Below are 26,514 nucleotides of genomic sequence, written 5' to 3' on the forward strand. Positions count from 1 at the left end.
AAGATTTGATTTGGTTGAAGACCTACCGAGAGGATTTTCAAGATGGCAGAAATTACTGCAGCCCTGGTTAAAGAACTGCGCGAGCGTACCGGCCAAGGCATGATGGAATGCAAGAAGGCTCTGGTTGCCGCTGGTGGCGACATCGAGAAAGCCATTGATGACATGCGCGCTTCCGGTGCCATCAAGGCTGCAAAAAAGGCTGGCAACATCGCCGCTGAAGGCTCCATCGCAGTTCGCGTCGAGGGTGGCCGTGGCGTGATCATCGAAGTCAACTCGCAGACCGACTTCCTTGCTCTGCAGGACGACTTCAAGGCCTTCGTCAAGGAAAGCATCGACGAAGCCTTCGAAAAGAACCTGACCGACGCTGCTCCGCTGATCGCTTCCCGCGAGTCGGCTCGTGAGGCGCTGGTTGCCAAGTGCGGCGAGAATGTCAACATCCGTCGTCTGACCGCTGTTTCCGGTGAAACCGTTGGTGCCTACCTGCACGGCCACCGCATCGGTGTTCTGGTTGTCCTGAAAGGCGGCAACGACGAGCTGGCCAAGCACGTTGCCATGCACGTTGCCGCTTCCAACCCGGCTGTTGTTTCCCCGGACCAGGTTTCCGAGGAGCTGGTTGCCAAGGAAAAAGAAATCTTCCTGCAGCTGAACGCCGAGAAGATCGCCGGCAAGCCGGAAAACATCGTCGAGAACATGGTCAAAGGCCGTATCGCCAAGTTCCTGGCCGAAGCCAGCCTGGTTGAGCAAGCCTTCATCATGGATCCGGAAGTCAAGGTCGGTGATCTGGTCAAGAAAGCCGGTGCAGAAGTCGTTTCCTTCGTTCGTTACGAAGTGGGCGAGGGCATCGAGAAGGCCGAGACCGACTTCGCTGCCGAAGTTGCCGCTCAGGTTGCTGCCAGCAAGCAGTAATCGGCGGTTAGGCCAGTTGTCCCAGAGAGGCTGCCCGCTTGCGCGTGCAGCCTCTTTGCCGAATAAGGGGCGACAAATGTACAAACGGCCGTGCAACCTACGGTCGCCGGCAGGTTCGAAGTGCCGGATAATTGCAGCGCCTAGATGCGTTGCCCAAGAATTTCATATCGCCGCAGGAGAGACTTGCAATGGCTCAGCAGACAACTGGTCGCCAACCTCGCTACAAACGCATTCTGCTCAAACTTAGCGGCGAAGCCCTGATGGGCTCGGAAGATTTCGGTATCGACCCTAAGGTGCTCGACCGCATGGCGCTTGAAGTCGGCCAACTGGTCGGTATCGGCGTGCAGGTCGGCCTGGTGATCGGTGGCGGTAACCTGTTCCGCGGTGCGGCGCTTTCCGCTGCCGGCATGGATCGCGTTACCGGTGACCACATGGGCATGCTGGCGACCGTGATGAACGCGCTGGCCATGCGTGATGCGCTGGAGCGCTCGAACATCCCGGCCATCGTCATGTCGGCGATTTCCATGGTCGGCGTGACCGATCATTACGATCGCCGCAAGGCCATGCGTCACCTGAAGACGGGTGAAGTGGTGATCTTCGCCGCGGGCACCGGCAACCCCTTCTTTACCACCGATTCGGCTGCCTGCCTGCGCGCCATCGAGATCGATGCCGACGTGGTTCTGAAGGCGACCAAGGTCGATGGCGTGTACACTGCCGACCCGTTCAAGGACCCGCATGCCGAGAAGTTCGAGCGCCTGACCTATGACGAAGTGCTCGATCGCAAGCTGGGCGTGATGGATCTGACCGCCATCTGCCTGTGCCGCGATCACAACATGCCGCTGCGGGTCTTCAACATGAACAAGCCCGGCGCCCTGCTGAACGTTGTAGTGGGTGGCGCCGAAGGAACTCTGATCGAGGAGGATGCACAATGATCAACGACATCAAGAAAGACGCTCAGGAGCGCATGAGCAAGTCCCTGGAGGCTCTGGGCCGTAACCTGGCTTCCATTCGTACCGGTCGTGCCCATCCGAGCATTCTCGACAGCATCAAGGTCCCGGCATGGGGCAGCGACATGCCGCTCAATCAGGTAGCCGCGATCACCGTCGAAGATGCGCGCACCCTGAAGATCGTCGCTCACGACAAGAACCTTAGTGCCGCCATCGAGAAGGCCATCCTGACTTCCGACCTGGGCCTGAACCCGAGCAGCGCCGGCACTACCATTCGCGTGCCGATGCCAGCCCTGACCGAGGAAACCCGCAAGGGCTACACCAAGCAAGCGCGTGGGGTTGCTGAGGATGCCAAGGTCGCGGTGCGCAATGTGCGTCGTGATGCCCTGGCCGAGCTGAAGAAACTGTCCAAGGCCAAGGAAATCAGCGAAGACGAAGAGCGTCGTGCCGCTGACGAGCTGCAGAAAATCACCGACAAGTTCATCGGTGATGTAGATAAGGCGCTCGAGGTTAAAGAAGCGGACCTGATGGCCGTTTGACGGTTGGGCGCCCATACATGGACAAGAACAAGCAGGGGGCGGTGCCGCGGCATGTCGCCATCATTATGGATGGCAACAACCGCTGGGCGAAGAAGCGCCTGTTGCCTGGTGTGGCAGGGCACAAGGCCGGGGTCGATGCGGTTCGCGCGGTAATCGAAGTCTGTGCCGAGTCGGGTGTCGAGGTGCTAACCCTGTTCGCCTTTTCCAGTGAAAACTGGCAGCGCCCGGCCGAAGAGGTCGGCGCGCTGATGGAGTTGTTCCTCGGTGCGCTGCGTCGTGAGGCTAAGCGCCTATTGGATAACGAGATCAGTCTGCGCATTATCGGGGACCGCTCGCGGTTTCATCCCGAGTTGCAGGCGGCCATGCGCGACGCCGAGCTGCTGACAGCCGGAAACCGTCGTTTCACCTTGCAGATCGCTGCCAACTACGGCGGTCAGTGGGATATCGCTCAGGCCGCTCAGCGTTTGGCCCGTGAAGTGCAGGCAGGCCATCTGCAGCCTGAAGACATCACGCCGCAATTGCTTCAGGGCTGCCTGGCCACCGGTGACCTGCCGTTACCCGACCTGTGCATTCGCACTGGCGGCGAGCACCGCATCAGCAACTTCCTTCTCTGGCAGTTCGCTTACAGCGAACTGTACTTTTCCGACCTCTATTGGCCGGACTTCAAGCATGAGGCCATGCGCAAGGCGCTGGCCGATTTCGCTACCCGCCAGCGTCGCTTCGGCAAGACCAGCGAGCAGGTGGAAGCTGAGGCGCGCTCTTAATGCTCAAACAACGAATCATCACGGCTTTGGTGCTGTTGCCCATTGCCCTGGGCGGTTTTTTTCTGCTCGATGGCGGTGCCTTTGCCCTGTTCATCGGTGCAGTGGTCACGCTGGGTGCCTGGGAATGGGCGCGGCTGGCAGGGTTCGAGGCGCAGTCGTTGCGTGTGGCCTATGCGGCTGCAGTGGCTGTATTGCTCGGCCTGCTGTACTTGGTCCCGACCGTTGCTCCAGTAGTGTTGGCGGTGGCCGTGCTGTGGTGGTTACTCGCCACCTTTCTGGTAATGACTTACCCCGATAGCAGTCGTTTCTGGGGCGGGGTGCCGGGGCGTTTGCTGATTGGTTTGCTGATTCTGCTGCCGGCTTGGCAGGGGCTGGTTCTGCTCAAGCAGTGGCCGCAAGCCAATGCGCTGATCATCGCCGTGATGGTGTTGGTCTGGGGCGCGGACATTGGTGCTTACTTTTCCGGAAAAACCTTTGGCAAGCGCAAACTGGCGCCCAAAGTCAGCCCAGGCAAGAGTTGGGAAGGGCTCTATGGTGGTCTCGTAGCCAGTCTGTTGATCACTCTGTTGGTCGGGCTGCAACAGGGCTGGTCCGCTGTTGGGTTGCTGCTGGCTCTTGCCGGTGCTGCCGTGGTGGTGCTGATTTCCGTGGTTGGCGACTTGACTGAAAGCATGTTCAAGCGTCAGTCCGGGATCAAGGACAGCAGCAATCTGCTGCCGGGTCACGGCGGTGTACTGGATCGCATCGACAGCCTGACGGCAGCCATTCCGTTGTTCGCCACACTGCTCTGGTTGGCGGGTTGGGGTTCGCTGTGAGCGCAGTGCAGCAGGTCACCGTGCTGGGGGCAACTGGCTCCATCGGCCTCAGCACCCTGGATGTGATCGCGCGCCATCCTGAGCGCTACAGCGTCTTCGCGCTGACGGGCTTCTCGCGTCTGGCAGAGCTGCAGGTGCTGTGCGTGCAGTATCGCCCGCGCTACGCGGTGGTGCCTGATGCCGATTCAGCGCTCGAGCTGCAGAACAATCTGCGCGCTGCCGGGCTGACGACCGAAGTGCTGGTTGGTGAAGCAGGGCTGTGCGCCGTCTCTGCCGACGCCGCTGTCGATTGCGTAATGGCGGCCATTGTCGGTGCGGCAGGCCTCCGGCCGACGCTGGCGGCGGTGCAGGCTGGCAAGAAGGTGCTGCTGGCCAACAAGGAAGCGTTGGTGATGTCCGGCGCCTTGTTCATGCAGGCGGTCAAGCAGAGCGGGGCGGTGCTGCTGCCCATCGATAGCGAGCACAACGCGATTTTCCAATGCTTGCCGGGCGACTATTCGCGCGGTCTGCAGGCGGTCGGTGTGCGTCGCGTACTGCTGACGGCTTCCGGTGGACCTTTTCGCGAAACGCCGCTGGCCGACCTGGAACGTGTCACGCCGGAGCAGGCGTGCGCGCATCCGAACTGGTCGATGGGGCGCAAGATCTCGGTCGATTCGGCCAGCATGATGAACAAGGGGCTCGAGTCGATCGAAGCTTGCTGGCTATTCGATGCCCGTCCCGAGCAGATCGAGGTGGTCATCCACCGGCAGAGCGTGATTCATTCGCTGGTCGATTACATCGACGGTTCGGTACTGGCCCAGCTGGGTAATCCGGACATGCGCACGCCCATCGCGCATGCTTTGGCCTGGCCGGAGCGTATTGACTCGGGCGTATCGCCTCTGGATCTGTTTACCGTCGGTCGACTGGATTTCGAACGTCCCGACGAGCAGCGGTTCCCCTGTTTGCGCCTGGCGCGTGAGGCGGCGCAGGTCGGCGGCAGTGCGCCGGCGATGCTCAACGCGGTCAATGAGGTGGCAGTCGAGGCTTTCCTGCAGCGGCGCATCCGTTTCACTGATATCGCGCGTATGATTGAGTCCGTGTTGAACGCCCAGCCTGTGCAGGCTGTCGAAGCGCTCGACGCAGTATTCGAGGCCGATGCCCGTGCGCGTGAACTGGCTGGGCAGTGGCTCGTTGGTCGTTGATCACGCCGGCGTTGGTCTTGTACTAGAGCGGCTCGTAGGGCTGGAGAAGTGAAATGAGTGGGTTGTACATGCTGGTTGGCACCCTGATCGCACTGGGTGTCCTGGTCACCTTTCACGAGTACGGACACTTCTGGGTGGCTCGCCGCTGCGGCGTCAAGGTGCTGCGCTTTTCCGTCGGCTTCGGTACGCCATTGTTGCGCTGGCACGACCGCCAGGGCACTGAGTTTGTCGTAGCAGCCATTCCTCTGGGCGGCTACGTCAAGATGCTCGATGAGCGCGAGGGCGATGTACCGCCCGAACTGGTCGAGCAGTCCTTCAATCGCAAGAGTGTACGCCAGCGCATCGCCATTGTTGCCGCTGGCCCGCTGGCCAATTTCCTGCTGGCGCTGCTGTTCTTCTGGTTCGTCGCCATGCTCGGCAGTCAGCAGGTTAGGCCGGTGATCGGTGGCGTGCAGCCGGACAGCCTGGCGGAAGTGGCCGGGCTGCGTGCTGGGCAGGAGATCGTTGCAGTCAACGGCGAGGCCACCAGTGGTTGGGCGGCGGTCAATCTGCAGCTGGTAAGGCGTCTGGGCGAGAGCGGTACGCTCGATCTGCGCGTGCTCGAGCCGGGCTCCACGGTTGAAACGCCCAAGCAGGTGCAATTGGATAACTGGTTGCGCGGCGTCGACGAGCCGGACCCGATTGGCTCGCTGGGGATTCGCCCCTGGCGCCCAGTGCTGGAGCCGGTGTTGGCTGAGCTCGATCCGAAAGGGCCGGCGCAGGCTGCGGGTTTGCAGGCTGGGGATCGTTTGTTGGCGCTCGATGGGGAACCACTGCCTGACTGGCAGGCTCTGGTCGATCGTGTACGCGCCTTGCCGGGCGAGGCGATCACCTTGCGTATCGAGCGTGACGGACAGGCACGTGATGTCGAGCTGACCCTGGCTGCGCGTGGCGAGGGTGAAGCCCGCAGTGGTTATCTGGGGGCGGGCGTACAGGGCGTCGAATGGCCGCCCGAGATGTTGCGCGAGGTGCGCTACGGTCCGCTCGATGGCGTCGTCGAGGGCATGCGTCAAACCTGGTCCATGAGCCTGCTGACCCTCGATTCCCTCAAGAAAATGCTGTTCGGTGAGCTCTCGGTAAAAAACTTGAGTGGGCCGATAACCATTGCTAAAGTGGCGGGCGCTTCAGCTGAGTCAGGGCTGGGGGATTTCCTGAAATTCCTTGCATATCTGAGTATTAGCCTGGGGGTTCTCAATCTGCTGCCCATTCCTGTACTGGATGGTGGGCATCTGCTGTTTTATCTGGTCGAGTGGGTGCGTGGTCGCCCCTTGTCTGAGCGGGTTCAGGGTTGGGGGATGCAGATCGGCATCAGTCTGGTCATCGGGGTCATGTTGCTTGCCCTGGTCAACGACCTCAGCCGCCTGTGAGCACTGCTGAATACGTTCTTGAGATTTAAAAGAAGTGTCGCCTAAGCGGCAGTTTTTATCGTCAGTTGGAATAAGAAAGGACTTCATGAAACGTCTGCTGCTACCTGCGGTACTGTCCGCATTGATGATCGCCGAAGTTCACGCCGAGTCCTTCACCATCTCCGATATACGCGTCAACGGCCTGCAGCGGGTTTCCGCTGGTAGTGTATTCGGCGCGTTGCCGCTCAATGTGGGCGAGCGGATAGATGATCGCCAGCTGGTCGATGCCACCCGTTCCCTGTTCCGTACTGGCTTCTTCCAGGATATTCAGCTTGGTCGCGATGGCGATGTGCTGGTCGTTACTGTGGTCGAGCGTCCCTCCATCTCCGGCATCGAGATCGAAGGCAACAAGGCCATCAGCACTGAAGACCTGCTCAAGGGCCTGAACCAGTCTGGTCTGGCCGAGGGCGAGATTTTTCAGCGCGCCACCCTCGAAGGCGTGCGCAACGAGCTGCAGCGCCAGTATGTCGCTCAGGGCCGTTATTCGGCCGAGATCGAAGCCGAGGTGATTCCGCAGCCGCGTAACCGCGTGGCGCTGAAGATCACCATCAACGAAGGCACCGTAGCCGCTATCTCCCACATCAACGTGGTCGGCAATACCGTGTTCTCCGATGAAGATCTGGTCGATCTGTTCGAGCTGAAGACCACCAACTGGCTGTCCTTCTTCAAGAACGACGACAAGTACGCCCGCGAAAAGCTGTCCGGTGACCTCGAGCGTCTGCGCTCCTACTACCTGGACCGCGGCTACATCAATATGGATATCAGCTCCACGCAGGTTTCCATCACCCCGGACAAGAAGCACGTCTACATCACCGTCAACGTCGAAGAGGGCGAGAAGTACAGCGTTCGCGACGTGAAACTGTCCGGTGACCTCAAGGTCCCGGAAGACGATGTGCGCGCACTGCTGCTGGTCAAGGAAGGTCAGGTCTTCTCGCGCAAGATCATGACCACCACCAGTGAGCTGATCACCCGTCGTCTGGGTAACGAGGGTTACACCTTCGCCAACGTCAACGGCGTGCCGGAAGCGCACGACGAAGACAACACCGTTTCGATCACCTTCTTCGTCGATCCGGGCAAGCGTGCCTACGTCAACCGTATCAACTTCCGCGGCAACACCAAGTCCGAAGACGAAGTGCTGCGTCGCGAAATGCGTCAGATGGAAGGTGGCTGGGCATCGACCTACCTGATCGACCAGTCCAAGACTCGCCTGGAGCGCCTGGGCTTCTTCAAGGAAGTCAACGTCGAAACTCCGCAAGTGCCAGGCACTGATGACCAGATCGACGTCAACTACAGCGTCGAAGAGCAGCCGTCCGGCTCCATCACTGCCAGCGTCGGTTTCGCCCAGAACGCCGGCCTGATCCTTGGTGGTTCGATCAGCCAGAACAACTTCCTGGGTACCGGTAACCGCGTCAGCATCGGTCTGACTCGCAGTGAATACCAGACCCGATACAGCTTTGGCTTCGTTGATCCCTACTGGACCGTCGACGGCGTGAGCCTGGGTTACAACGCCTTCTACCGCACCACCGACTACGATGAACTCGATGTCGATGTATCCAGCTATTCGGTTGACAGCCTGGGTGCAGGTATCAACATCGGTTACCCGATCAGCGAAACCGCGCGTCTGACCTATGGTCTGACCGTACAGCAGGACAGCATCGATACTGGTCGCTATACCGTCGATGAGATCTTTGATTTCATCGAAGCTGAGGGTGATAACTACCTCAACTTCAAAGGTTCGATCGGTTGGTCCGAGTCGACCCTGAACCGTGGTGTTCTCGCTAACCGTGGTCATTCGCAGAGCCTGGTGCTGGAAACCACCATTCCAGGTAGCGATCTGTCGTTCTACAAGCTCGACTACCGTGGTCAGGTGTTCACCCCGATCAGCGATAACTACACCCTGCGCTTCCATACCCAGTTGGGTTATGGCGACAGCTACGGTTCCACGGCTGAACTGCCGTTCTACGAGCACTACTACGCCGGTGGTTTCAACTCGGTACGTGGTTTCAAGGACAGCAGCTTGGGCCCTCGCAGTACCCCGAGCAGCGGTACCAAGCCTGGTACTCTGGCTGATCCGGATCAGGACCCGCTGCCGTTCGGTGGTAACGTATTGGTGCAGGGTGGCGTCGAGATGCTGTTCCCCCTGCCGTTCGTCAAGGACCAGCGTTCGTTGCGTACCGCGTTGTTCTGGGATGTGGGTAACGTATTCGACACCAACTGCTCGTCGAGCCAGAAGAAGCTCAGCGACAGCTGCAATATCGACTTCAGCAGCATGGCCAGCTCCGTGGGTGTTGGCCTGACCTGGATCACCGCGTTGGGCCCGCTGAGTTTCAGTCTGGCCATGCCGATCAAGAAGCCGGATGATGCCGATACTCAGGTATTCCAGTTCTCCCTGGGTCAAACCTTCTAAGTTCGTTTCACAGAAAGCCAACAGTTTTGTTGCAGGAGTGCATTGTGCGTAAGTTGACTCAACTGGTTCTGTTCACCGCCGCCCTGATCGCCACTCCGGCGTTCGCCGAGATGAAGGTGGCCGTGCTGAACTATCAGATGGCGCTGCTCGAGTCGGATGCAGCCAAGCGCTACGCCGTCGATGCCGAGAAGAAGTTTGGTCCGCAACTGAACAAGCTCAAGACTCTGGAAAGCGACGCCAAGCGCATCCAGGATCGTATGGTCAAAGATGGCGACAAGATGCAGCAGGCTGAGCGCGAGCGTCTCGAGCTCGAATTCAAGCAGAAGGCCCGTGACTTCCAGTTCCAATCCAAGGAACTGAACGAAGCCAAGGCCATCGCCGACCGCGAGATGCTGGGCAAGCTGAAGCCGAACCTGGATAAGGCCGTCGAAGACGTGATCAAGAACGGCAACTTCGACCTGGTGCTCGAGCGTGGTGCGGTGATCGAGGTCAAGCCTCAGTACGACATCACTCGCCAGGTCATCGAGCGCATGAACCAGATGCGTTAAGCATGACAGTGACAGTTACTCTCGGCCAATTGGCTGAGCGTCTTGGCGCCACCTTGCGTGGCGCCGAAGCGAAGGTCATCACGGGCCTGGCCACCTTACAGGAGGCCAGGCCCGAACAGTTGAGCTTCCTGGCCAATGCCCAGTACCGCAAGTTTCTGGCGCAGACTCAGGCCGGTGCCGTGCTTCTGACCGCAGCCGATGCTGAAGGCTACGCTGGCGATGCCCTGATCGTTGCCAACCCGTACCTGGCTTATGCCCAGCTGTCGCATGTGTTCGATCGCAAGCCCAAGGCTGCGCCGGGTATTCATGCCACGGCACAGATTGCCGAAGACGCTCAGATCGATCCGAGTGCGAGTATTGGCGCTTTTGCGGTTATCGAAAGCGGTGCACGTATCGGCGCTGATGTCAGCATCGGTGCCCATTGTGTAGTCGGCGCGCGCAGTGTGGTGGGTGATGGCGGCTGGCTGGCGCCGCGCGTGACGCTGTATCACGACGTGCAGATCGGTAAGCGGGTGGTGATCCAGTCCGGTGCCGTGATCGGTGGTGAAGGCTTCGGTTTCGCCAATGAGAAGGGCGTCTGGCAGAAGATAGCGCAGATCGGTGGGGTATCCATCGGCGATGACGTCGAGATCGGCGCCAACACCACGGTGGATCGCGGTGCGCTGTCCGACACCCTGATCGGCAATGGTGTGAAGCTGGATAACCAGATCATGATCGCGCACAACGTGCAGATTGGTGACAACACTGCAATGGCGGGTTGCTGCGGTATTTCCGGCAGCACCAAGATCGGCAAGAATTGCATGATCGCTGGTGGTGTGGGGATGGTTGGTCATATCGAAGTGTGCGACAACGTGTTCGTCACCGGCATGACCATGGTGACCCGTTCGATCTCCGAGCCGGGCGCCTATTCTTCCGGTACCGCCATGCAGCCGGCGGGCGAGTGGAAGAAGAGTGCAGCCCGTATTCGTCAGTTGGACGAGATGGCCAAGCGACTGCGTGAGCTGGAAAAACAGCTGGCCGCCGTGACCCAGACGGCAAACGCCTCATCTGATGCCTGAGCACGGCGCGGCCGTGCTCTTTTCTTTTCTTACAGGCTTAACCGAACATGATGGACATCAACGAAATTCGTGAATATTTGCCGCACCGCTATCCGTTCCTGCTGGTGGACCGTGTGGTGGACCTGGACGTCGAAGGCAAACAGATTCGCGCCTATAAGAATGTCAGCATCAATGAGCCGTTCTTCAACGGTCACTTCCCCGAGCACCCGATCATGCCGGGCGTTCTGATCATTGAGGCGATGGCGCAGGCTGCCGGTATCCTCGGTTTCAAGATGATGGGCGTGAAGCCGGCCGATGGCACCCTGTATTACTTCGTTGGCTCCGACAAGCTGCGTTTCCGTTCGCCGGTGTTGCCGGGTGACCAGCTGACGCTGGAAGCCAAGTACCTGAGCGATCGTCGCAGCATCTGGAAATTCGAGTGCCGCGCCACTGTCGATGGCAAGGAAGTCTGCTCCGCTGAAATCATCTGTGCGGAACGCAAGCTATGAGTTTGATTGACCCACGCGCGATCATCGACCCCAGTGCCAGATTGGCTGACGACGTTGTCGTTGGCCCTTGGAGCATTGTTGGTGCCGATGTGGAAATTGGCGAGGGTACAGTCATCGGTCCGCACGTAGTGCTCAAGGGACCGACCGTGATTGGCAAGCACAACCGCATCTACCAGTTTTCTTCGGTCGGTGAAGATACGCCGGACCTGAAGTACAAAGGTGAGCTCACTCGCCTGGTGATCGGCGATCACAACACCATTCGCGAAGGCGTCACCATTCACCGCGGCACCGTACAGGATCGCAGTGAAACCACCATTGGCGACCACAACCTGATCATGGCTTATGCCCATATCGGCCATGACAGCGTGATCGGTAACCATTGCATTCTGGTCAACAACACGGCACTGGCTGGTCATGTCTGGGTCGACGACTGGGCGATTCTGTCCGGCTATACCCTGGTGCATCAGTTCTGCCGCATTGGCGCGCACAGCTTCTCGGGCATGGGCACCGCGATTGGCAAGGATGTGCCTGCTTTCGTTACCGTATTCGGTAACCCGGCCGAGGCGCGCAGCATGAACTTTGAGGGCATGCGTCGTCGTGGTTTCTCAGCCGAAGCCATTGCCGCATTGCGCAAGGGCTACAAGCAGGTTTATCGCCAGGGACTGACCGTGGAGCAAGCACTGGCCGAATTGGCCGAGTCTGCTGCTCAATTCCCTGAAGTGGCGATCTTCCGCGATTCGATCCAGGCCTCCACGCGCGGCATCACGCGCTGATTCCTATGAACAGACCTATTCGCGTCGCACTGGTCGCCGGTGAGGCGTCCGGTGACATTCTCGGCTCCGGCCTGATGCAGGCCATCAAGCAGCGTTATCCAGATGCCGAGTTCATCGGCGTTGGCGGTGCGCGCATGGACGCCGAGGGCCTGAAATCCTACTTCCCGATGGAGCGCCTGGCCGTGATGGGCCTGGTCGAGGTGCTCGGTCGTTTGTTCGAACTGCTTGGCCGTCGCCGCCAGTTGGCACGTGACCTGATCGCTGCGCAGCCGGATGTGTTCATCGGTATCGATGCCCCCGATTTCAATCTGGGTCTGGAGCTCAAGCTGCGTCGGGCCGGAATCAAGACCGTGCATTACGTCAGCCCCTCGGTCTGGGCCTGGCGGCAGAAGCGGGTGCTGAAGATCCGTGAAGCCTGCGACCTGATGTTGACGTTGTTCCCGTTCGAGGCGCAGTTCTACGACGAACATCAGGTACCGGTGCGCTTTGTCGGTCATCCGCTGGCCGATGCCATTCCCCAGCAAGCTGATCGTGCCGCCGCGCGCGAGGCGTTGGATCTGCCGCAGGACGAGCCCGTGGTCGCGCTCATGCCGGGTAGCCGTGGTGGCGAGGTCGCGCGTCTGGGTGAGCTGTTTCTCGAGGCGGCGATCCGCCTGCGTGCGCTTCGCCCGGGTGTTCGTTTCCTCCTGCCTTGCGCCACCCCCGAGCGCCGTGAGCAGTTGGAGCAGATGCTGGCAGGGCGTGATTTGCCGCTGACGCTGCTCAACGGTCGATCCCACGAAGCGTTGGCTGCCTGCGATGCGGTGTTGATCGCTTCGGGTACCGCGACCCTGGAAGCGCTGCTGTACAAGCGGCCGATGGTGGTGGCTTATCGTGTGGCGCCGCTGACCTATCGTATCCTCAAGCGCCTGGTGAAGAGCCCCTATATCTCGCTACCCAATCTGCTGGCCGAGCGCCTGCTGGTCCCCGAGCTGATTCAGGATGCGGCGACGCCCGAGGCCCTGGCTCAGGCCGTGGCGCCGCTGATTGACGGTGGTCAGGTGCAGACCGAGGGCTTTGATCTGATCCATCGCGCGCTGCGCCGTGATGCCTCGTTATCGGCGGCTGACGCGGTGCTCAAGCTGGCCGGGCGCGACTGATGCAACTCGGTTTGGACTTTACCCTGGTCGAAGAGCTGGTCGCCGGCGTTGATGAAGTCGGTCGCGGCCCGCTCTGCGGCGCGGTGGTGACCGCGGCAGTCATTCTCGATCCTGCGCGCCCGATCATCGGTCTGAACGATTCGAAGAAGCTCACAGAGGCGCGTCGTGAAGCACTGTTCGACGAAATTCGTGAGAAGGCTCTGGCCTGGTGTATCGCTCGCGCCGAGGTCGAGGAAATCGACCGCCTGAATATCCTGCATGCCACCATGCTGGCGATGCAGCGTGCCGTCGAGGGCTTGAGCGTGGCGCCCAGGCTGGCGCTGATCGACGGCAACCGTTGCCCTAAGCTGGCGGTGCCGAGTGCGCCGGTGGTCAAGGGCGACAGCCGGGTTCCGGCTATCGCCGCCGCTTCGATCCTGGCCAAAGTCAGCCGCGACCGCGAGATGGTCGAGATGGATCGCCTCTATCCCGGCTACGGTATTGCCGGTCACAAAGGCTATCCCACCCCCGTTCACCTGGAAGCCCTGCAACGCCTGGGGCCTACGCCGATTCATCGGCGTTCTTTCGCCCCGGTACGTGCCTTGCTCGAGGGCGTGTAACTGCATGGCCCGGATGCAATCCGGGAAATGCCACGCCTGTTGAACCTCTGGCCCTAAGCCAGACCCTCTTAGGCTACAATCCGCGCTTTGTCGTTTTCACCTGCAAGGCCGCCCATGACCCAAGCTTTCGTCCACCTGCGTCTGCACACCGAATACTCCCTGGTCGATGGTCTGGTGCGGGTCAAACCGCTGATCAAGGCCGTTGCCGGGGCCGGAATGCCGGCGGTGGCGGTCACCGACATGAGCAACATGTGCTCACTGGTGAAGTTCTACAAGACGGCCATGGGCGCTGGGGTCAAGCCGATCTGCGGTGCGGATATCTGGATGGCCAGCGCCGAGGAAGACGGCCCGCTGACGCGGCTGACCCTGCTGGCGATGAATGCCAAGGGCTACCGCAACCTCACCGAGCTGATTTCCCGCGGTTGGGCTGAAGGGCAGAGCAACGGCCTGGTGATCATCCAGCGTGACTGGGTAAAGGACGCCGCCGAGGGCCTCATCGCGCTGTCCGGCGCGCGTGAAGGCGAAGTCGGCCAGGCGCTGCTGGCCGGTGATGAAGCGCTGGCCGAAATGCGCTTGCGTGAATGGATGGCAGTGTTCCCTGATCGTTTCTATCTCGAAGTGCAGCGCACCAGTCGTGTCGGTGATGAGGAGTATCTGCATGCCGCCGTGGCGCTGGCTGATCGTGTCGAGGCGCCACTGGTGGCCACCAACGACGTGCGGTTCATCAAGCAGGACGACTTCGAGGCGCACGAAACACGCGTCTGCATCGGCGAGGGTCGTACACTGGATGACCCGCGTAGGCCGCGCAATTACTCCGATCAGCAGTACCTGAAAAGCACCGAAGAAATGTGGGAGCTGTTCTCCGATCTGCCAGAAGCACTGGAGAACACCGTCGAGATCGCCAAGCGCTGCAACATCGACGTACAGCTTGGCAAGTATTTCCTGCCGGACTTCCCCACACCAAATGGCATGGGCATTGACGATTACCTGCGCCACGCCTCCTTCGAGGGCCTGGAAGAGCGTCTCGAAGTGCTGCTGCCCAAGGACACGCCGGATTACGAGGCGAAGAGGCAGGTCTATATCGATCGCCTCAACTTCGAACTCGACATCATCATCCAGATGGGTTTCCCCGGTTACTTCCTGATCGTTATGGACTTCATCCAGTGGGCCAAGAACAACGGCGTGCCGGTCGGCCCGGGCCGTGGCTCGGGTGCCGGTTCGCTGGTGGCCTACGTGCTGAAGATCACCGACCTTGACCCTTTGGCCTATGACCTGCTGTTCGAACGTTTCCTCAACCCGGAACGGATTTCCATGCCCGACTTCGACGTCGACTTCTGCATGGACGGTCGCGACCGGGTGATCGACTACGTGGCCGAGAAGTACGGGCGTAATGCGGTGAGCCAGATCATCACCTTCGGCTCGATGGCGGCCAAGGCGGTGGTGCGCGATGTGGCGCGGGCGCAGGGCAAATCCTATGGCCTGGCTGACCGTCTGTCGAAGATGATCCCCTTCGAAGTGGGCATGACCCTGGAGAAAGCCTACGAGATGGAGGAGCCGCTGCGCGACTTCCTCAAGAACGACGAGGAAGCCCAGGAAATCTGGGATATGTCGCTCAAGCTCGAAGGCGTGGTGCGCGGTACCGGCAAGCACGCTGGTGGTGTGGTGATCGCACCGACCAAACTCACCGACTTTTCGCCGATCGCCTGTGACGAGGAGGGTGGCGGCCTGGTGACCCAGTTCGACAAGGACGACGTCGAGCAGGCCGGCCTGGTCAAGTTCGACTTCCTCGGCTTGCGTACGCTGACCATCATCAAATGGGCGATGGAGACTATCCACCGTATCCAGAAGCGCGACGGAGCGCCGGATGAGGATCTGGTCAACATCGACTTCATCCCGCTGGATGACAAGAAAACCTACGACATGCTGCAGAAGGCGGAGACCACTGCGGTCTTCCAGCTTGAATCGCGCGGCATGAAGGAGCTGATCAAGAAGCTCAAGCCCGACTGCCTGGAAGACATGATCGCACTGGTGGCGCTGTTCCGCCCTGGCCCGCTGCAATCGGGCATGGTGGACGACTTCATCAACCGTAAGCACGGTCGAGCCGAGCTGTCCTACCCGCACCCCGATTACCAGTACGCTGGCCTGGAACCGGTGCTCAAGCCCACCTACGGCATCATCCTGTACCAGGAACAGGTGATGCAGATCGCTCAGGTGATGGCTGGCTACACCCTCGGTGGTGCGGACATGCTGCGTCGCGCCATGGGCAAGAAGAAGCCCGAGGAGATGGCCAAGCAGCGCGGTGGCTTCATCGAGGGTTGTGCCAGCAACGGCATCGACGCCAACCTGGCGGGTAACATCTTCGATCTGGTGGAAAAGTTCGCCGGTTACGGCTTCAACAAGTCGCACTCTGCAGCTTACGGCCTGGTGTCCTACCAGACTGCCTGGCTGAAAGCGCATTACCCGGCGCCGTTCATGGCCGCGGTGCTCTCGGCGGACATGCACAACACCGACAAGGTGGTGATCCTGGTGGAAGAGTGCCGCAACATGAAGTTGCGCATCGATCCGCCGGACGTGAACGTCTCCGAATTCAAGTTCACCGTCAACGACGACGGTCGCATCGTCTACGGCTTGGGGGCGGTCAAGGGCGTGGGCGAGGGGCCGGTCGAGGCCATCGTCGAATGCCGGGCCGAAGGTGGGCCGTTCAAGGATCTGTTCGACTTCTGCAACCGCGTCGACCTCAAGCGCATTAACAAGCGCACTCTGGAAGCGTTGATCCGCAGCGGCGCGCTGGATCGTCTCGGTCCGTACTATCAGGACGAGCTCAAGGCCTATCAGGCCAGCGTGGACAAGAACCGCGCCGTGCTGCTGGCGTCCATGGAGGAGGCCGTGCAGTCCGCCGAGCAGACTGCGCGCAGCGCCGAGAGCGGCCACATGGACCTGTTCGGTGGCCTGTTCGCCGAGCCTGAGGCGGACGTCTACGCCAACCACCGCAAGGCCCGCGAACTGCCGATCAAGGAGCGTCTGAAAGGCGAGAAGGATACCCTGGGCATCTATCTCTCCGGCCACCCCATCGACGAATACGAAGGCGAGATTCGCCGTTTCGCCCGCCAGCGCATCGTCGAACTAAAGCCGGCGCGCGATACCCAGACCATCGCCGGGATGATCGTCAACCTGCGGGTGATGAAGAACAAGAAGGGCGACAAGATGGGCTTTATCACCCTGGATGACAGATCAGGGAGGATCGAGGCTTCGTTGTTCGCCGACGCCTTCGCCAGCAACCAGGCGTTGCTGCAGAACGATGCGCTGGTGGTGGTCGAAGGTGAAGTCAGTAACGACGACTTCTCCGGTGGTCTGCGCCTGCGCGCCAAGCGCGTGATGAGCCTGGAAGAAGCGCGCACCGGCCTGGCCGATAGCCTGCGGGTGAAGGTGGCCAGTGAGGCATTGAAGGGCGACCGCCTGCGCTGGCTGGCCGAACTGTGCAGCAAGCACAAAGGCGCTTGCCCGGTGACCGTCGACTACAGTGGCGAGGAGGCGCGGGCCTTGCTTCAATTCGGCGATGCCTGGCGAATCGACCCGGCTGACACTTTGATTCAGGCATTGCGTGACCAGTTCGGGCGCGACAACGTCTTTTTGCACTACCGCTGATATACGAGAGGAAAATTCCTCTTCGTGACAGCAAAGGCACCCGAGGGTGTCGACCCGCTGCGCCCTATCCCTTAAGGTAGGGCGCCTAATGGATACAGCTCCCCGGCCACTTGGCCGTCGACGCAAGACGGATGACTATGAACCCGAATTTCCTCGATTTCGAACAGCCGATCGCCGACCTGCAAGCCAAGATCGAAGAGCTACGCCTGGTTGGTAACGACAACTCGCTGAATATCGGCGATGAAATTGCCCGCCTGCAGGACAAGAGCAGCACCCTGACCGAAAGCATCTTCGGCAATCTGACCAGCTGGCAGATCGCGCAGCTCGCGCGCCACCCGCGTCGCCCTTACACCCTGGATTACATCCAGCACATCTTCACCGAGTTCGATGAATTGCACGGTGATCGTCACTTCTCCGACGACGCTGCCATTGTCGGTGGCATTGCCCGCCTGGGCGACCAGCCGGTGATGATCATCGGCCACCAGAAAGGCCGTGAGGTGCGCGAGAAGGTGCGCCGCAACTTCGGCATGCCGCGCCCCGAGGGCTACCGCAAGGCCTGCCGCCTGATGGAAATGGCCGAACGTTTCAAGATGCCGATCCTCACCTTCATCGACACCCCGGGTGCCTACCCAGGTATCGATGCCGAGGAGCGTGGCCAGAGCGAGGCCATCGCCTGGAACCTGCGCGTGATGGCGCGTCTGAAAACACCGATCATCGCCACCGTCATCGGTGAAGGTGGTTCCGGTGGTGCGCTGGCCATCGGTGTTTGCGACCAGCTCAACATGCTGCAGTACTCCACCTACTCGGTGATCTCGCCGGAAGGCTGCGCCTCGATTCTCTGGCGTACCGCCGAGAAGGCGCCGGATGCTGCCGAAGCCATGGGCATCACTGCCGAGCGTTTGAAGGATCTGGGTATCGTCGATCAGGTGATCGCCGAACCGCTTGGTGGTGCGCACCGTGATCCGGCCGCAGCTTCCGAGTCGATCCGTCAGGAACTGATCAAGCAACTGGCCAGCCTGCAGAAGCACGACACTGACGCGCTGCTCAAGCGTCGTTACGATCGTCTGATGAGCTACGGTATCGCCTGAGTTCGTTCTGCATCTATCTCAACGGGCCTTCGGGCCCGTTGTTGTTTAAGCTTGGCCAATGACCGATCTCTCTATTCGCCTGCGCCAGGCCCTGCAGCCGTGGTGTACGGCTCCTGCCTGGTGTATCGCCTTCTCCGGTGGTCTCGACTCCACCGTGCTGCTGCATTTGCTCGCCGATCTGGCTCGGCGTGAGAGGCTGCCGCCGCTTTCCGCCATTCATGTCCATCATGGTTTGCAGTCGGCGGCTGACACCTGGCCAGAGCATTGCGCGCAGGTTTGCGCACGGCTGGGTATTGCTTTGGACGTCGTCAGGGTGCAGGTAGCGCCAGGCGCCAGTCTCGAGCAGGCAGCGCGTAACGCGCGTTATCAGGCTTTCACTGCGCGGCTTGGTCCAAGCGAGGTGTTGCTCAGTGCTCAGCATCGTGATGATCAGGCCGAAACCCTGCTGTTTCGTCTGCTGCGCGGCGCCGGCGTGCGCGGGCTTGCGGCGATGCCGGCCAGTCGAGCGTTGGGGCAGGGCCACCTGATTCGACCGCTGCTCGATTGTTCTCGGGCGGAATTACAGGCCTATGCGCAGAGTCATGGCATTGCCTGGATCGAAGACCCGAGCAATGCCGATGAGCGTTTCAGTCGCAACTTCCTGCGGCGACAAGTGATGCCGCTACTGGCGGAGCGCTGGCCGCAAGCGTCGAGCAGTCTGGTGCGCAGCGCAGGCCATCTGTCTGAGGCGCAGCAGTTGCTGGATGAATTGGCCGAGATTGACCTTGCCGCTGCCCATGGCGGCTCAGCGTTTACCTGGCTGTCGTTGTCGTCGCTGTATCTGCCGGCTGTCACTGCATTGAGCGAGGCGCGCCAGCGCAATTTGCTGCGCCACTGGTTGGCGCCTTATACGCGTATGCCCGATAGCGACCACTGGGCTGGCTGGTGTGACCTGCGTGATGCCTCCACGGATGCAGCGCCGATCTGGAGGCAGGCCGATGGTGAGCTGCACCGTGCCGATGGTCGGCTCTGGTGGCTTAGCGGTGAGTGGCTGCAGCCGCTCGAGCCACTCGATCTCTCCTTCAGCTCGTTTCCCGAGCCTGTCGAGCTGCCCGGTAACGGCTGTGTGCATCTACAGGGTGAGTTGCCGCCAGGTCGCTGGCATTTGCGTTACCGTCAGGGTGGTGAGTCACTGCAGCTGCCGGGGCGCGGCAGGCGTGATCTCAAGCGTCTGCTCAATGAGCTGCGCGTACCGGCATTCGTGCGTCCGCGCCTGCCGCTGTTGTTCGATGGCGATGAGTTGATGGCGGTGGCGAACCTGGCGCAGTCGTCAGTAATTCAGGCGAGCGGAGCGCATCTGCAGTGGTCGCCGCCTATCGGCGCGCAAGGTTTGAGCTGGTAAGGCCTTTCCGGTAGACTACGCTCCCGTCTTAATACAGCTTTTGCCGACTCCCTCAGGGAGCTTGGCGGGCATGCCATTGTTCGTACTGATGGCGATCCTTTGCTTTCCCCGGCGGCATTGACCGCTTAAACGCAGACTTCTAGGGTTTTTCATGACGCGCTACATCTTCGTCACGGGTGGTGTTGTTTCTTCATTGGGGAAAGGCATCGCCTCGGCTTCACTGGCGGCCATCCTGGAGGCGCGGGGCCTGAAGGTCACCATGCTCAAGCTGGACCCTTACATCAACGTCGATCCGGGCACCATGAGCCCGTTCCAGCACGGTGAGGTGTTCGTCACCCACGACGGCGCCGAGACTGACCTCGACCTGGGTCACTACGAGCGGTTCATCCGCACCACTATGACCAAGAGCAACAACTTCACCACCGGTCGCGTGTACGAAGACGTACTGCGCAAGGAGCGCCGTGGTGATTATCTGGGTGCGACCATTCAGGTTATCCCGCACATCACCGACGAGATCAAGCGTCGCATCATCAAGGGCGCCGGCGATGCTGACGTGGCCCTGGTGGAAATCGGCGGCACCGTAGGTGACATCGAGTCGCAACCGTTCCTCGAGGCCATCCGCCAACTGCGTGTGGAAGTGGGCGCCAAGCGCGCGATGCTGATGCACCTGACTCTGGTGCCATACATCGCCACCGCTGGTGAGACCAAGACCAAGCCGACTCAGCACTCGGTCAAGGAGCTGCGCTCCATCGGCCTGCAGCCTGACGTGCTGGTGTGCCGCTCCGACCACCCGATCGATGTCTCCTCGCGCCGCAAGATCGCCCTGTTCACCAACGTCGAAGAGCGTGCGGTGATCAGCCTGGAAGACGTCGACACCATCTACAAGATTCCGGGCGTGCTGCATGCTCAGGGTCTGGATGACTTCGTCGTCGAGCGCTTCGGCCTGGAATGCGGCGGCGCCGATCTGTCCGAGTGGGATCGCGTGGTCGATGCCAAGCTCAATCCGGAAAAAGAAGTCACCATCGCCATGGTTGGCAAGTACATGGAGCTGCTCGACGCGTACAAGTCGCTGATCGAAGCGATGAGCCACGCCGGCATCCAGAACCGTACCAAGGTCAACCTGCGTTATATCGACTCCGAAGACATCGAGAACCAGGGTACCGCGCTGCTCGAAGGCGTCGACGCCATCCTGGTGCCGGGCGGCTTCGGTCTGCGTGGCGTGGAAGGCAAGATCAAGACCGTGCAGTACGCTCGCGAGAACAAGATTCCCTACCTGGGCATCTGCCTCGGCATGCAGGTAGCGGTCATCGAGTACGCCCGTAACGTCGTGGGTTGGACTGACGCCAACTCTTCCGAATTCGACATGGCCAGTGCTCATCCGGTGGTGGGCCTGATTACCGAATGGCAGGACGCGACAGGCGCCACCGAACAACGCAGTGAAAGCTCCGACCTGGGCGGCACCATGCGCCTGGGGGCGCAGGATTGCCAACTGCTGAGCGGCTCCAAGGTGCACGACTGCTATGGCAAGGACGTGATCGTCGAGCGTCATCGTCACCGTTACGAGGTGAACAACAACCTGCTGCCGAAGCTGACCGAGGCGGGCCTGAAGGTCACTGGCCGTTCTGGCGACGGTGCGCTGGTCGAAGTGGTCGAGGCGCCGGATCATCCGTGGTTCGTCGCCTGCCAGTTCCACCCGGAGTTCACCTCCACGCCGCGTGACGGCCATCCGCTATTCAGCGGTTTTGTCAATGCTGCCCTGGCGCAGAAAGCGAAGAAGGCTTAAGGCATGGCACAGAAGATCATCAAGGTTCGCGACATCGAGATCGCCAACGACAAGCCTTTCGTGCTGTTCGGTGGTATCAACGTGCTCGAGTCGCGCGACCTGGCCATGCAGGCCTGCGAGGAGTACGTACGGGTGACCGAGAAGCTCGGCATTCCCTACGTGTTCAAGGCCAGCTTCGACAAGGCCAACCGTTCTTCCATCACCTCCTTCCGTGGCCCTGGCCTGGAAGAGGGCATGAAGATCTTCGAGGAAGTGAAGAAGACTTTCGGCGTGCCGGTGATCACCGATGTGCATGAGCCGCACCAAGCGGCTGCCGTGGCCGAAGTGTGCGACATCATCCAGTTGCCGGCTTTCCTGTCGCGGCAGACCGATCTGGTAGTGGCCATGGCCAAGACCGGCGCGGTGATCAACATCAAGAAGGCGCAGTTCCTCGCTCCGCAGGAAATGAAGCACATCCTGGCCAAGTGCGAAGAGGCCGGTAACGATCAGTTGATTCTCTGCGAGCGCGGTTCCTCCTTCGGTTACAACAACCTGGTGGTGGACATGCTCGGCTTCGGCATCATGAAGCAGTTTGAGTACCCGGTGTTCTTCGACGTGACCCACGCCCTGCAGATGCCGGGTGGTCGCGCCGACTCTGCTGGTGGTCGTCGCGCTCAGGTTACCGACCTGGCCAAGGCCGGCATGAGCCAGGGCCTGGCAGGCCTGTTCCTCGAAGCGCATCCGGATCCGGAAAACGCCAAGTGCGACGGTCCATGCGCCCTGCGCCTGAACAAGCTGGAGCCGTTCCTCACTCAGCTCAAGCAGCTGGATGACCTGATCAAGAGTTTTCCTCCGATCGAGACTGCCTGAGCCGGCTGTAATCCGGTAAAGTGCCGCCCGAGAAAAATCCCCCTGACCCGTGAGTCAGAGTGAGCCGTCGATCTGCCCTCGGGCAGCGGCGGCCCAGTGCAGCCTGCTGCTGCCGTCTTATCGTCAACCTTTGGAGCGTTATCAAGAATGGCAAAGATCGTCGACATCAAGGGTCGTGAGGTTCTCGACTCCCGTGGTAACCCCACCGTGGAAGCGGATGTAATTCTGGAAGGCGGCATCGTCGGCAGCGCATGCGCTCCATCCGGCGCCTCCACTGGCTCGCGCGAAGCGCTGGAGCTGCGTGACGGCGACAAGAACCGTTACCTGGGCAAGGGCGTGCTGAAGGCCGTCGCCAACATTAACGGCCCGATCCGTGACCTGCTGCTGGGCAAAGACGCCGTCGATCAGAAAGCTCTGGATCGCGCGATGATCGAGCTTGACGGTACCGAGAACAAGGCGACTCTGGGCGCCAACGCCATCCTCGCCGTGTCCCTGGCTGCCGCCAAGGCCGCTGCTCAGGCCAAGGGCGTGCCGCTGTACGCGCACATCGCTGATCTGAATGGCACTCCGGGTGTCTACTCCATGCCGGTACCGATGATGAACATCATCAACGGCGGCGAGCATGCCGATAACAACGTCGACATCCAGGAATTCATGGTGCAGCCGGTTGGCGCCAAGAATTTCGCCGACGCCCTGCGCATGGGCGCCGAGATCTTCCATCACCTCAAGGCCGTGCTCAAGGCCCGTGGCCTGAACACTGCCGTCGGTGACGAAGGTGGTTTCGCGCCGAACCTGGCTTCCAACGAAGATGCCCTGGCCGCCATCGCCGAAGCCGTTGCCAACGCCGGCTACAAGCTAGGTGACGACGTGACCCTGGCGCTGGACTGCGCATCGAGCGAATTCTACAAGGACGGTCAATACGACCTGGCTGGCGAAGGCAAGGTATTCAGCGGTGAAGGCTTTGCCGACTACCTGGCTGGCCTGACCGAGCGTTACCCGATCATCTCCATCGAAGACGGTATGGACGAGTCCGACTGGGCCAGCTGGAAAGTCCTGACCGACAAGATCGGCGCCAAGGTACAGCTGGTAGGCGACGACCTGTTCGTCACCAATACCAAGATTCTCAAGCGCGGCATCGACGAGAAAATCGGCAACTCGATCCTGATCAAGTTCAACCAGATCGGCTCGCTGACCGAGACCCTGGAAGCCATTCAGATGGCCAAGGCCGCTGGCTTCACCGCCGTGATCTCGCACCGCAGCGGCGAAACTGAAGACAGCACCATCGCCGACCTGGCCGTAGGTACTGCCGCCGGTCAGATCAAAACTGGTTCGCTGTGCCGTTCCGACCGTGTTTCCAAGTACAACCAGCTGCTGCGCATCGAAGAGCAACTGGCTGGCAAGGCCCCGTACAAAGGCCGCGCCGAGTTCCGCGGCTAAGCACTGCGTGGTATGAAAGGGCGACGCAAGTCGCCCTTTTTCGTGGACGCTTCGTCGATCTCTGGGAACCAATGCACGGATGCAGGTACCGAAACCCCATGTCACTCATCAGACGGCTTCTTTTCAAGCATGAACGCAGCCCCTACCATGCCGATGACTCAATCTGCGAGCCGCTCCATGCGTAGTCCGTATTGGCTGTTTATTGTGCTGGTCCTGTTGCTGGGCGGTCTGCAATATCGATTGTGGGTCGGCGACGGCAGCCTGGCTGCTGCCAGCCGTCTGCAACAGCAGATCGCCGAACAGCAGGGCGAGAACGAGCGTTTGCTGGAGCGCAATCGTATCCTCGAGGCCGAGGTGATGGAGCTCAAGCGCGGCATGGAAACCGTGGAAGAGCGGGCGCGTCAGGAGTTAGGCATGCTCAAAGAGGGTGAAACCCTCTATCTGCTGACTGAATGACCACGAAATTCTGGCTGGTGATTCCAGCTGCCGGTGTCGGCGCGCGGATGGCAGCCGACCGTCCCAAGCAGTACCTGCAGATCGCCGGACGCTGCATTCTTGAACACACTCTGCACTGTTTTCTCGACCATCCCCATCTGCTGGGAGCGGTTGTGTGCGTGGCCGTGGATGACCCGTTCTGGCCACAATTGCCTGTGGCAAACGATGCGCGTATCCGCCGGGCTCCTGGCGGGCAAGAGCGCGCCGACTCGGTATTGGCAGGGCTGGAAGCGCTAGTCGCAGAGGGCGCGAACAGCGAGGATTGGGTGCTGGTGCACGACGCCGCACGACCCAATCTGGCCACGGAAGACCTTGAGCGACTGTTGGACAGTCTGGCCGGTGATCCGGTTGGCGGCCTGCTGGCAGTGCCGGCGCGCGACACGCTCAAGCGTGCCGGAAGCGATGGCAGGGTGGTGGAGACCGTGGATCGTAGCGTGATCTGGCAGGCTTACACGCCGCAGATGTTTCGTCTGGGCGCGCTGCGCGAGGCTCTGGCGCAAGCGCTGAAAGAAGGTGTGGCTGTGACCGATGAAGCTTCGGCCATGGAGTGGGCGGGGCAGTCGCCCCGGCTCATCGAAGGCCGGGCGGACAACCTCAAGGTCACCCGCCCGGAAGATCTGCATTATCTACAACGTATCTGGCGCGAGAGTCGCTAAGCGATCCGCAGCATCAGTGCGTCCAGCGCTTGGCATCCTTGCCCAGATTGCGGTCCAGCGCGTTGGTCAGCTTGTTCATGGCACCGTCGATAGCCTGCTGCAGTTCGCTGGCATCATGGGAAACCGTCAGCGGGTCGCGTCCTTTCATCCGTGCCTCGACTTTGCAGCGCTTGTCCTGCGGACCACTTTTGAGCGCGTTCTCGTCGGAGAGATGAATTTCGATCCGGGTGAGGTGGTCCTCGTAGCGCTGGAGCTTGTCCCGGACGCGACCGCGAATGTCGTCCTTGAAGTCCATCGAGGAGGTGACGTGCTTTCCACTGTTGACCAGAACCTGCATAACCATGTCCTCATGTAGCTGAGTTCGTGAGTCCCCGTTTGAGCGGGGTGCATAGGTTGTGACGCGGTCGTCTCACCCAAGTTTCGCCCTGACTTGTGACATTCCATGACCGTTCAGCTGGGTGACAAGGTTGTTGCAGAATTTCAGGCGGGAGTAAGGTATTCGGTGCGTTGGCTGAGTCCCTGCTGCAGGGCGTCGATCAACTGGCGTACCTTGGGCGAAAGGTGACGTTGCTGTGGGTAGAGCGCCCAAACTGCGGTATTGGGTGGGCGATGCTGCTCCAGTAGAGAGATCAGCCGCCCGTTACGCAGATGTTCGAGAACGTAGTAATCGGGGAGCTGGCACAGGCCAAAACCGCGTAGCGCAGCGTCGAGCACGGCCTGGCCGCTGTTGCAGCGCCAGTTGCCCTGCACTCGCACTTGGGTTTCCCGGCCATTTTCGGCGAAGCTCCAGGTATCGCTGCTGCCGATCAGGCAATTGTGGCGCGCCAGCTCTGACAGCGAATGAGGGCGGCCGTAGCGTTGCAGGTATTCGGGTGCCGCGCACAGGTACATCTCGCGGGGGGCCAGGCGTGCGGCCATGAGTCGTGAGTCCTGCAGGCGCCCCAGGCGGATGGCCAGGTCCAGGCCATCGTGAAGCAGGTCGAGAGGGCGGTTGGACAGTTCTATCTCGACGCGTAACTGTGGGTGTCGCGCCATGAAGTCATTGACCAGTGGCACGATGAAGCGCTCGCCATACGCCACGGCGCAGGTCATGCGTAGCAGCCCTTTGGGTTCGGCGCCAAGATCGCCGACTGCACGCAACGCTTCTTCGCGGGCATCCTGCAGGCGCTGGCAGTGTTGCAGAAACAACTGGCCGGCCTCGGTCAGGGCTACCCGCCTGGTGCTGCGGTAGAACAGACGGCTCTGCAGGCGCTCTTCCAGGCGCGCGACCTGGCGGCTGACCTGCGAAGTGGACAATCCCAAGCGCTCGGCCGCCGCACTGAACTGCCCGCACTCGGCCACGGCGACGAATTCGTCGAGTCCTTCCCAGCGATTCATCGACACTCCTTCTCCCGTGTGCCTGATTGCATTTGTGCTGCGCCTTTGGGAGCTCGCTGTGGGTGATCCTAGTGCAGCCGGCGACAGGCCAGCTTTTGTTCAGGAAGGCTAACATTATTTCTGTATGGCAATAATGTTTTGCTATTTCGCTGATTATCTCTTGTTGGCCGTGAACTAGACTGTCGACCATTGTC

24 protein-coding genes are annotated in these 26,514 nt (G+C 60.7%); 22 read left to right on the forward strand and 2 right to left on the reverse strand.

The window, feature by feature from the left end; genetic code table 11:
* The first annotated feature begins 42 nt into the window (after positions 1–42).
* The 22 genes from tsf (at position 43) to ispD (ending at position 24,943) form a co-directional block, all read left to right on the forward strand.
* A complete protein-coding gene (tsf, locus tag AAEQ75_RS15605) occupies positions 43–906 on the forward strand; it encodes a translation elongation factor Ts (RefSeq protein WP_013716423.1) in 864 nt (287 codons plus the stop codon).
* Between the two features lie 188 nt (positions 907–1,094).
* Positions 1,095–1,838: a UMP kinase gene (gene pyrH, locus AAEQ75_RS15610; RefSeq protein ID WP_004424012.1), complete on the forward strand. Its 744-nt coding sequence runs from the start codon at positions 1,095–1,097 to the stop codon at positions 1,836–1,838.
* Positions 1,835–2,392 carry a ribosome recycling factor gene (gene frr / locus AAEQ75_RS15615; protein WP_013716422.1) on the forward strand — a complete coding sequence of 186 codons (558 nt, stop codon included), beginning with the start codon at positions 1,835–1,837 and terminating at the stop codon, positions 2,390–2,392. Before pyrH ends, frr begins: the two co-directional genes overlap by 4 nt.
* 17 nt (positions 2,393–2,409) lie before the next feature.
* Positions 2,410–3,156: a polyprenyl diphosphate synthase gene (gene uppS, locus AAEQ75_RS15620; protein WP_343349638.1), complete on the forward strand. Its 747-nt coding sequence runs from the start codon at positions 2,410–2,412 to the stop codon at positions 3,154–3,156.
* Positions 3,156–3,971, forward strand: coding sequence for a phosphatidate cytidylyltransferase (locus AAEQ75_RS15625; protein ID WP_343349639.1), 816 nt, complete (start codon positions 3,156–3,158; stop codon positions 3,969–3,971). Before uppS ends, AAEQ75_RS15625 begins: the two co-directional genes overlap by 1 nt.
* Complete coding sequence (ispC, locus tag AAEQ75_RS15630; RefSeq protein WP_343349640.1) at positions 3,968–5,152, forward strand: 1-deoxy-D-xylulose-5-phosphate reductoisomerase; 1,185 nt, start codon at positions 3,968–3,970, stop codon at positions 5,150–5,152. The genes AAEQ75_RS15625 and ispC overlap by 4 nt, the downstream gene beginning before the upstream one ends.
* A gap of 53 nt (positions 5,153–5,205) precedes the next feature.
* Positions 5,206–6,558: a sigma E protease regulator RseP gene (gene rseP, locus AAEQ75_RS15635; protein WP_343349641.1), complete on the forward strand. Its 1,353-nt coding sequence runs from the start codon at positions 5,206–5,208 to the stop codon at positions 6,556–6,558.
* Positions 6,559–6,643: 85 nt separating this feature from the next.
* Complete coding sequence (gene bamA / locus AAEQ75_RS15640; RefSeq protein ID WP_343349642.1) at positions 6,644–9,004, forward strand: outer membrane protein assembly factor BamA; 2,361 nt, start codon at positions 6,644–6,646, stop codon at positions 9,002–9,004.
* Positions 9,005–9,048: 44 nt separating this feature from the next.
* On the forward strand, positions 9,049–9,552 hold the full coding sequence (locus AAEQ75_RS15645) for an OmpH family outer membrane protein (RefSeq protein ID WP_099523471.1): 504 nt from the start codon (positions 9,049–9,051) through the stop codon (positions 9,550–9,552).
* 2 nt (positions 9,553–9,554) lie between these two features.
* Positions 9,555–10,610 (forward strand): UDP-3-O-(3-hydroxymyristoyl)glucosamine N-acyltransferase, encoded by a 1,056-nt coding sequence (gene lpxD / locus AAEQ75_RS15650; RefSeq protein ID WP_343349644.1) that lies wholly within the window; start codon positions 9,555–9,557, stop codon positions 10,608–10,610.
* A 47-nt stretch (positions 10,611–10,657) separates the two neighbouring features.
* Positions 10,658–11,098 carry a 3-hydroxyacyl-ACP dehydratase FabZ gene (fabZ, locus tag AAEQ75_RS15655; protein ID WP_003244215.1) on the forward strand — a complete coding sequence of 147 codons (441 nt, stop codon included), beginning with the start codon at positions 10,658–10,660 and terminating at the stop codon, positions 11,096–11,098.
* Positions 11,095–11,871 carry an acyl-ACP--UDP-N-acetylglucosamine O-acyltransferase gene (gene lpxA / locus AAEQ75_RS15660; protein ID WP_106734973.1) on the forward strand — a complete coding sequence of 259 codons (777 nt, stop codon included), beginning with the start codon at positions 11,095–11,097 and terminating at the stop codon, positions 11,869–11,871. The genes fabZ and lpxA overlap by 4 nt, the downstream gene beginning before the upstream one ends.
* Positions 11,872–11,876: 5 nt before the next feature.
* Positions 11,877–13,010, forward strand: coding sequence for a lipid-A-disaccharide synthase (gene lpxB / locus AAEQ75_RS15665; RefSeq protein WP_343349645.1), 1,134 nt, complete (start codon positions 11,877–11,879; stop codon positions 13,008–13,010).
* Positions 13,010–13,609 (forward strand): ribonuclease HII, encoded by a 600-nt coding sequence (rnhB, locus tag AAEQ75_RS15670; protein WP_343349646.1) that lies wholly within the window; start codon positions 13,010–13,012, stop codon positions 13,607–13,609. Before lpxB ends, rnhB begins: the two co-directional genes overlap by 1 nt.
* Before the next feature lie 114 nt (positions 13,610–13,723).
* A complete protein-coding gene (dnaE, locus tag AAEQ75_RS15675) occupies positions 13,724–17,254 on the forward strand; it encodes a DNA polymerase III subunit alpha (RefSeq protein WP_343349647.1) in 3,531 nt (1,176 codons plus the stop codon).
* A 137-nt stretch (positions 17,255–17,391) separates the two neighbouring features.
* Complete coding sequence (locus AAEQ75_RS15680; RefSeq protein WP_343349648.1) at positions 17,392–18,342, forward strand: acetyl-CoA carboxylase carboxyltransferase subunit alpha; 951 nt, start codon at positions 17,392–17,394, stop codon at positions 18,340–18,342.
* Positions 18,343–18,400: 58 nt separating this feature from the next.
* Positions 18,401–19,723 (forward strand): tRNA lysidine(34) synthetase TilS, encoded by a 1,323-nt coding sequence (tilS, locus tag AAEQ75_RS15685; protein WP_343349649.1) that lies wholly within the window; start codon positions 18,401–18,403, stop codon positions 19,721–19,723.
* A 151-nt stretch (positions 19,724–19,874) separates the two neighbouring features.
* Entirely contained in the window at positions 19,875–21,506 is a 1,632-nt protein-coding gene (locus tag AAEQ75_RS15690) for a CTP synthase (RefSeq protein WP_143505255.1), read from the forward strand.
* A 3-nt stretch (positions 21,507–21,509) separates the two neighbouring features.
* The gene (kdsA, locus tag AAEQ75_RS15695; protein ID WP_143505256.1) at positions 21,510–22,355 is read left to right on the forward strand and encodes a 3-deoxy-8-phosphooctulonate synthase; all 846 of its coding nucleotides are present in this window, start codon (positions 21,510–21,512) and stop codon (positions 22,353–22,355) included.
* Between the two features lie 147 nt (positions 22,356–22,502).
* Positions 22,503–23,792 carry a phosphopyruvate hydratase gene (gene eno / locus AAEQ75_RS15700; RefSeq protein WP_343349651.1) on the forward strand — a complete coding sequence of 430 codons (1,290 nt, stop codon included), beginning with the start codon at positions 22,503–22,505 and terminating at the stop codon, positions 23,790–23,792.
* A gap of 177 nt (positions 23,793–23,969) precedes the next feature.
* Complete coding sequence (locus tag AAEQ75_RS15705; RefSeq protein WP_179576994.1) at positions 23,970–24,248, forward strand: septum formation initiator family protein; 279 nt, start codon at positions 23,970–23,972, stop codon at positions 24,246–24,248.
* Positions 24,245–24,943, forward strand: a complete 699-nt coding sequence (gene ispD / locus AAEQ75_RS15710) for a 2-C-methyl-D-erythritol 4-phosphate cytidylyltransferase (RefSeq protein ID WP_343349652.1) — start codon at positions 24,245–24,247, stop codon at positions 24,941–24,943. Before AAEQ75_RS15705 ends, ispD begins: the two co-directional genes overlap by 4 nt.
* A gap of 13 nt (positions 24,944–24,956) precedes the next feature.
* On the opposite strand, the gene AAEQ75_RS15715 is transcribed toward ispD, so the two are convergent.
* Together AAEQ75_RS15715 and AAEQ75_RS15720 are read right to left on the reverse strand one after the other, a co-directional pair.
* On the reverse strand, positions 24,957–25,280 hold the full coding sequence (locus tag AAEQ75_RS15715) for an HPF/RaiA family ribosome-associated protein (protein WP_099523440.1): 324 nt from the start codon (positions 25,278–25,280) through the stop codon (positions 24,957–24,959).
* A 143-nt stretch (positions 25,281–25,423) separates the two neighbouring features.
* Positions 25,424–26,320, reverse strand: a complete 897-nt coding sequence (locus tag AAEQ75_RS15720; RefSeq protein WP_179576992.1) for a LysR substrate-binding domain-containing protein — start codon at positions 26,318–26,320, stop codon at positions 25,424–25,426.
* Positions 26,321–26,514 lie beyond the last annotated feature (194 nt).

Source organism: Pseudomonas sediminis, from assembly GCF_039555755.1.
Classification (GTDB): Bacteria; Pseudomonadota; Gammaproteobacteria; order Pseudomonadales; family Pseudomonadaceae; genus Aquipseudomonas; species Aquipseudomonas mendocina_D.

Excerpts from the sequence above, each read along its gene's own strand:
- lpxB (WP_343349645.1), top strand. The coding sequence starts at position 11,877 with ATGAACAGACCTATTCGCGTCGCACTGGTCGCCGGTGAGGCGTCCGGT.
- AAEQ75_RS15680 (WP_343349648.1), top strand. The coding sequence starts at position 17,392 with ATGAACCCGAATTTCCTCGATTTCGAACAGCCGATCGCCGACCTGCAA.
- AAEQ75_RS15705 (WP_179576994.1), top strand. The coding sequence starts at position 23,970 with ATGCGTAGTCCGTATTGGCTGTTTATTGTGCTGGTCCTGTTGCTGGGC.
- AAEQ75_RS15715 (WP_099523440.1), bottom strand. The coding sequence starts at position 25,280 with ATGCAGGTTCTGGTCAACAGTGGAAAGCACGTCACCTCCTCGATGGAC.
- uppS (WP_343349638.1), top strand. The coding sequence starts at position 2,410 with ATGGACAAGAACAAGCAGGGGGCGGTGCCGCGGCATGTCGCCATCATT.
- frr (WP_013716422.1), top strand. The coding sequence starts at position 1,835 with ATGATCAACGACATCAAGAAAGACGCTCAGGAGCGCATGAGCAAGTCC.
- fabZ (WP_003244215.1), top strand. The coding sequence starts at position 10,658 with ATGATGGACATCAACGAAATTCGTGAATATTTGCCGCACCGCTATCCG.
- AAEQ75_RS15625 (WP_343349639.1), top strand. The coding sequence starts at position 3,156 with ATGCTCAAACAACGAATCATCACGGCTTTGGTGCTGTTGCCCATTGCC.
- ispD (WP_343349652.1), top strand. The coding sequence starts at position 24,245 with ATGACCACGAAATTCTGGCTGGTGATTCCAGCTGCCGGTGTCGGCGCG.
- dnaE (WP_343349647.1), top strand. The coding sequence starts at position 13,724 with ATGACCCAAGCTTTCGTCCACCTGCGTCTGCACACCGAATACTCCCTG.
- lpxA (WP_106734973.1), top strand. The coding sequence starts at position 11,095 with ATGAGTTTGATTGACCCACGCGCGATCATCGACCCCAGTGCCAGATTG.
- rseP (WP_343349641.1), top strand. The coding sequence starts at position 5,206 with ATGAGTGGGTTGTACATGCTGGTTGGCACCCTGATCGCACTGGGTGTC.
- kdsA (WP_143505256.1), top strand. The coding sequence starts at position 21,510 with ATGGCACAGAAGATCATCAAGGTTCGCGACATCGAGATCGCCAACGAC.
- AAEQ75_RS15690 (WP_143505255.1), top strand. The coding sequence starts at position 19,875 with ATGACGCGCTACATCTTCGTCACGGGTGGTGTTGTTTCTTCATTGGGG.
- pyrH (WP_004424012.1), top strand. The coding sequence starts at position 1,095 with ATGGCTCAGCAGACAACTGGTCGCCAACCTCGCTACAAACGCATTCTG.
- eno (WP_343349651.1), top strand. The coding sequence starts at position 22,503 with ATGGCAAAGATCGTCGACATCAAGGGTCGTGAGGTTCTCGACTCCCGT.
- tsf (WP_013716423.1), top strand. The coding sequence starts at position 43 with ATGGCAGAAATTACTGCAGCCCTGGTTAAAGAACTGCGCGAGCGTACC.
- bamA (WP_343349642.1), top strand. The coding sequence starts at position 6,644 with ATGAAACGTCTGCTGCTACCTGCGGTACTGTCCGCATTGATGATCGCC.
- AAEQ75_RS15720 (WP_179576992.1), bottom strand. The coding sequence starts at position 26,320 with ATGAATCGCTGGGAAGGACTCGACGAATTCGTCGCCGTGGCCGAGTGC.
- rnhB (WP_343349646.1), top strand. The coding sequence starts at position 13,010 with ATGCAACTCGGTTTGGACTTTACCCTGGTCGAAGAGCTGGTCGCCGGC.
- tilS (WP_343349649.1), top strand. The coding sequence starts at position 18,401 with ATGACCGATCTCTCTATTCGCCTGCGCCAGGCCCTGCAGCCGTGGTGT.
- lpxD (WP_343349644.1), top strand. The coding sequence starts at position 9,555 with ATGACAGTGACAGTTACTCTCGGCCAATTGGCTGAGCGTCTTGGCGCC.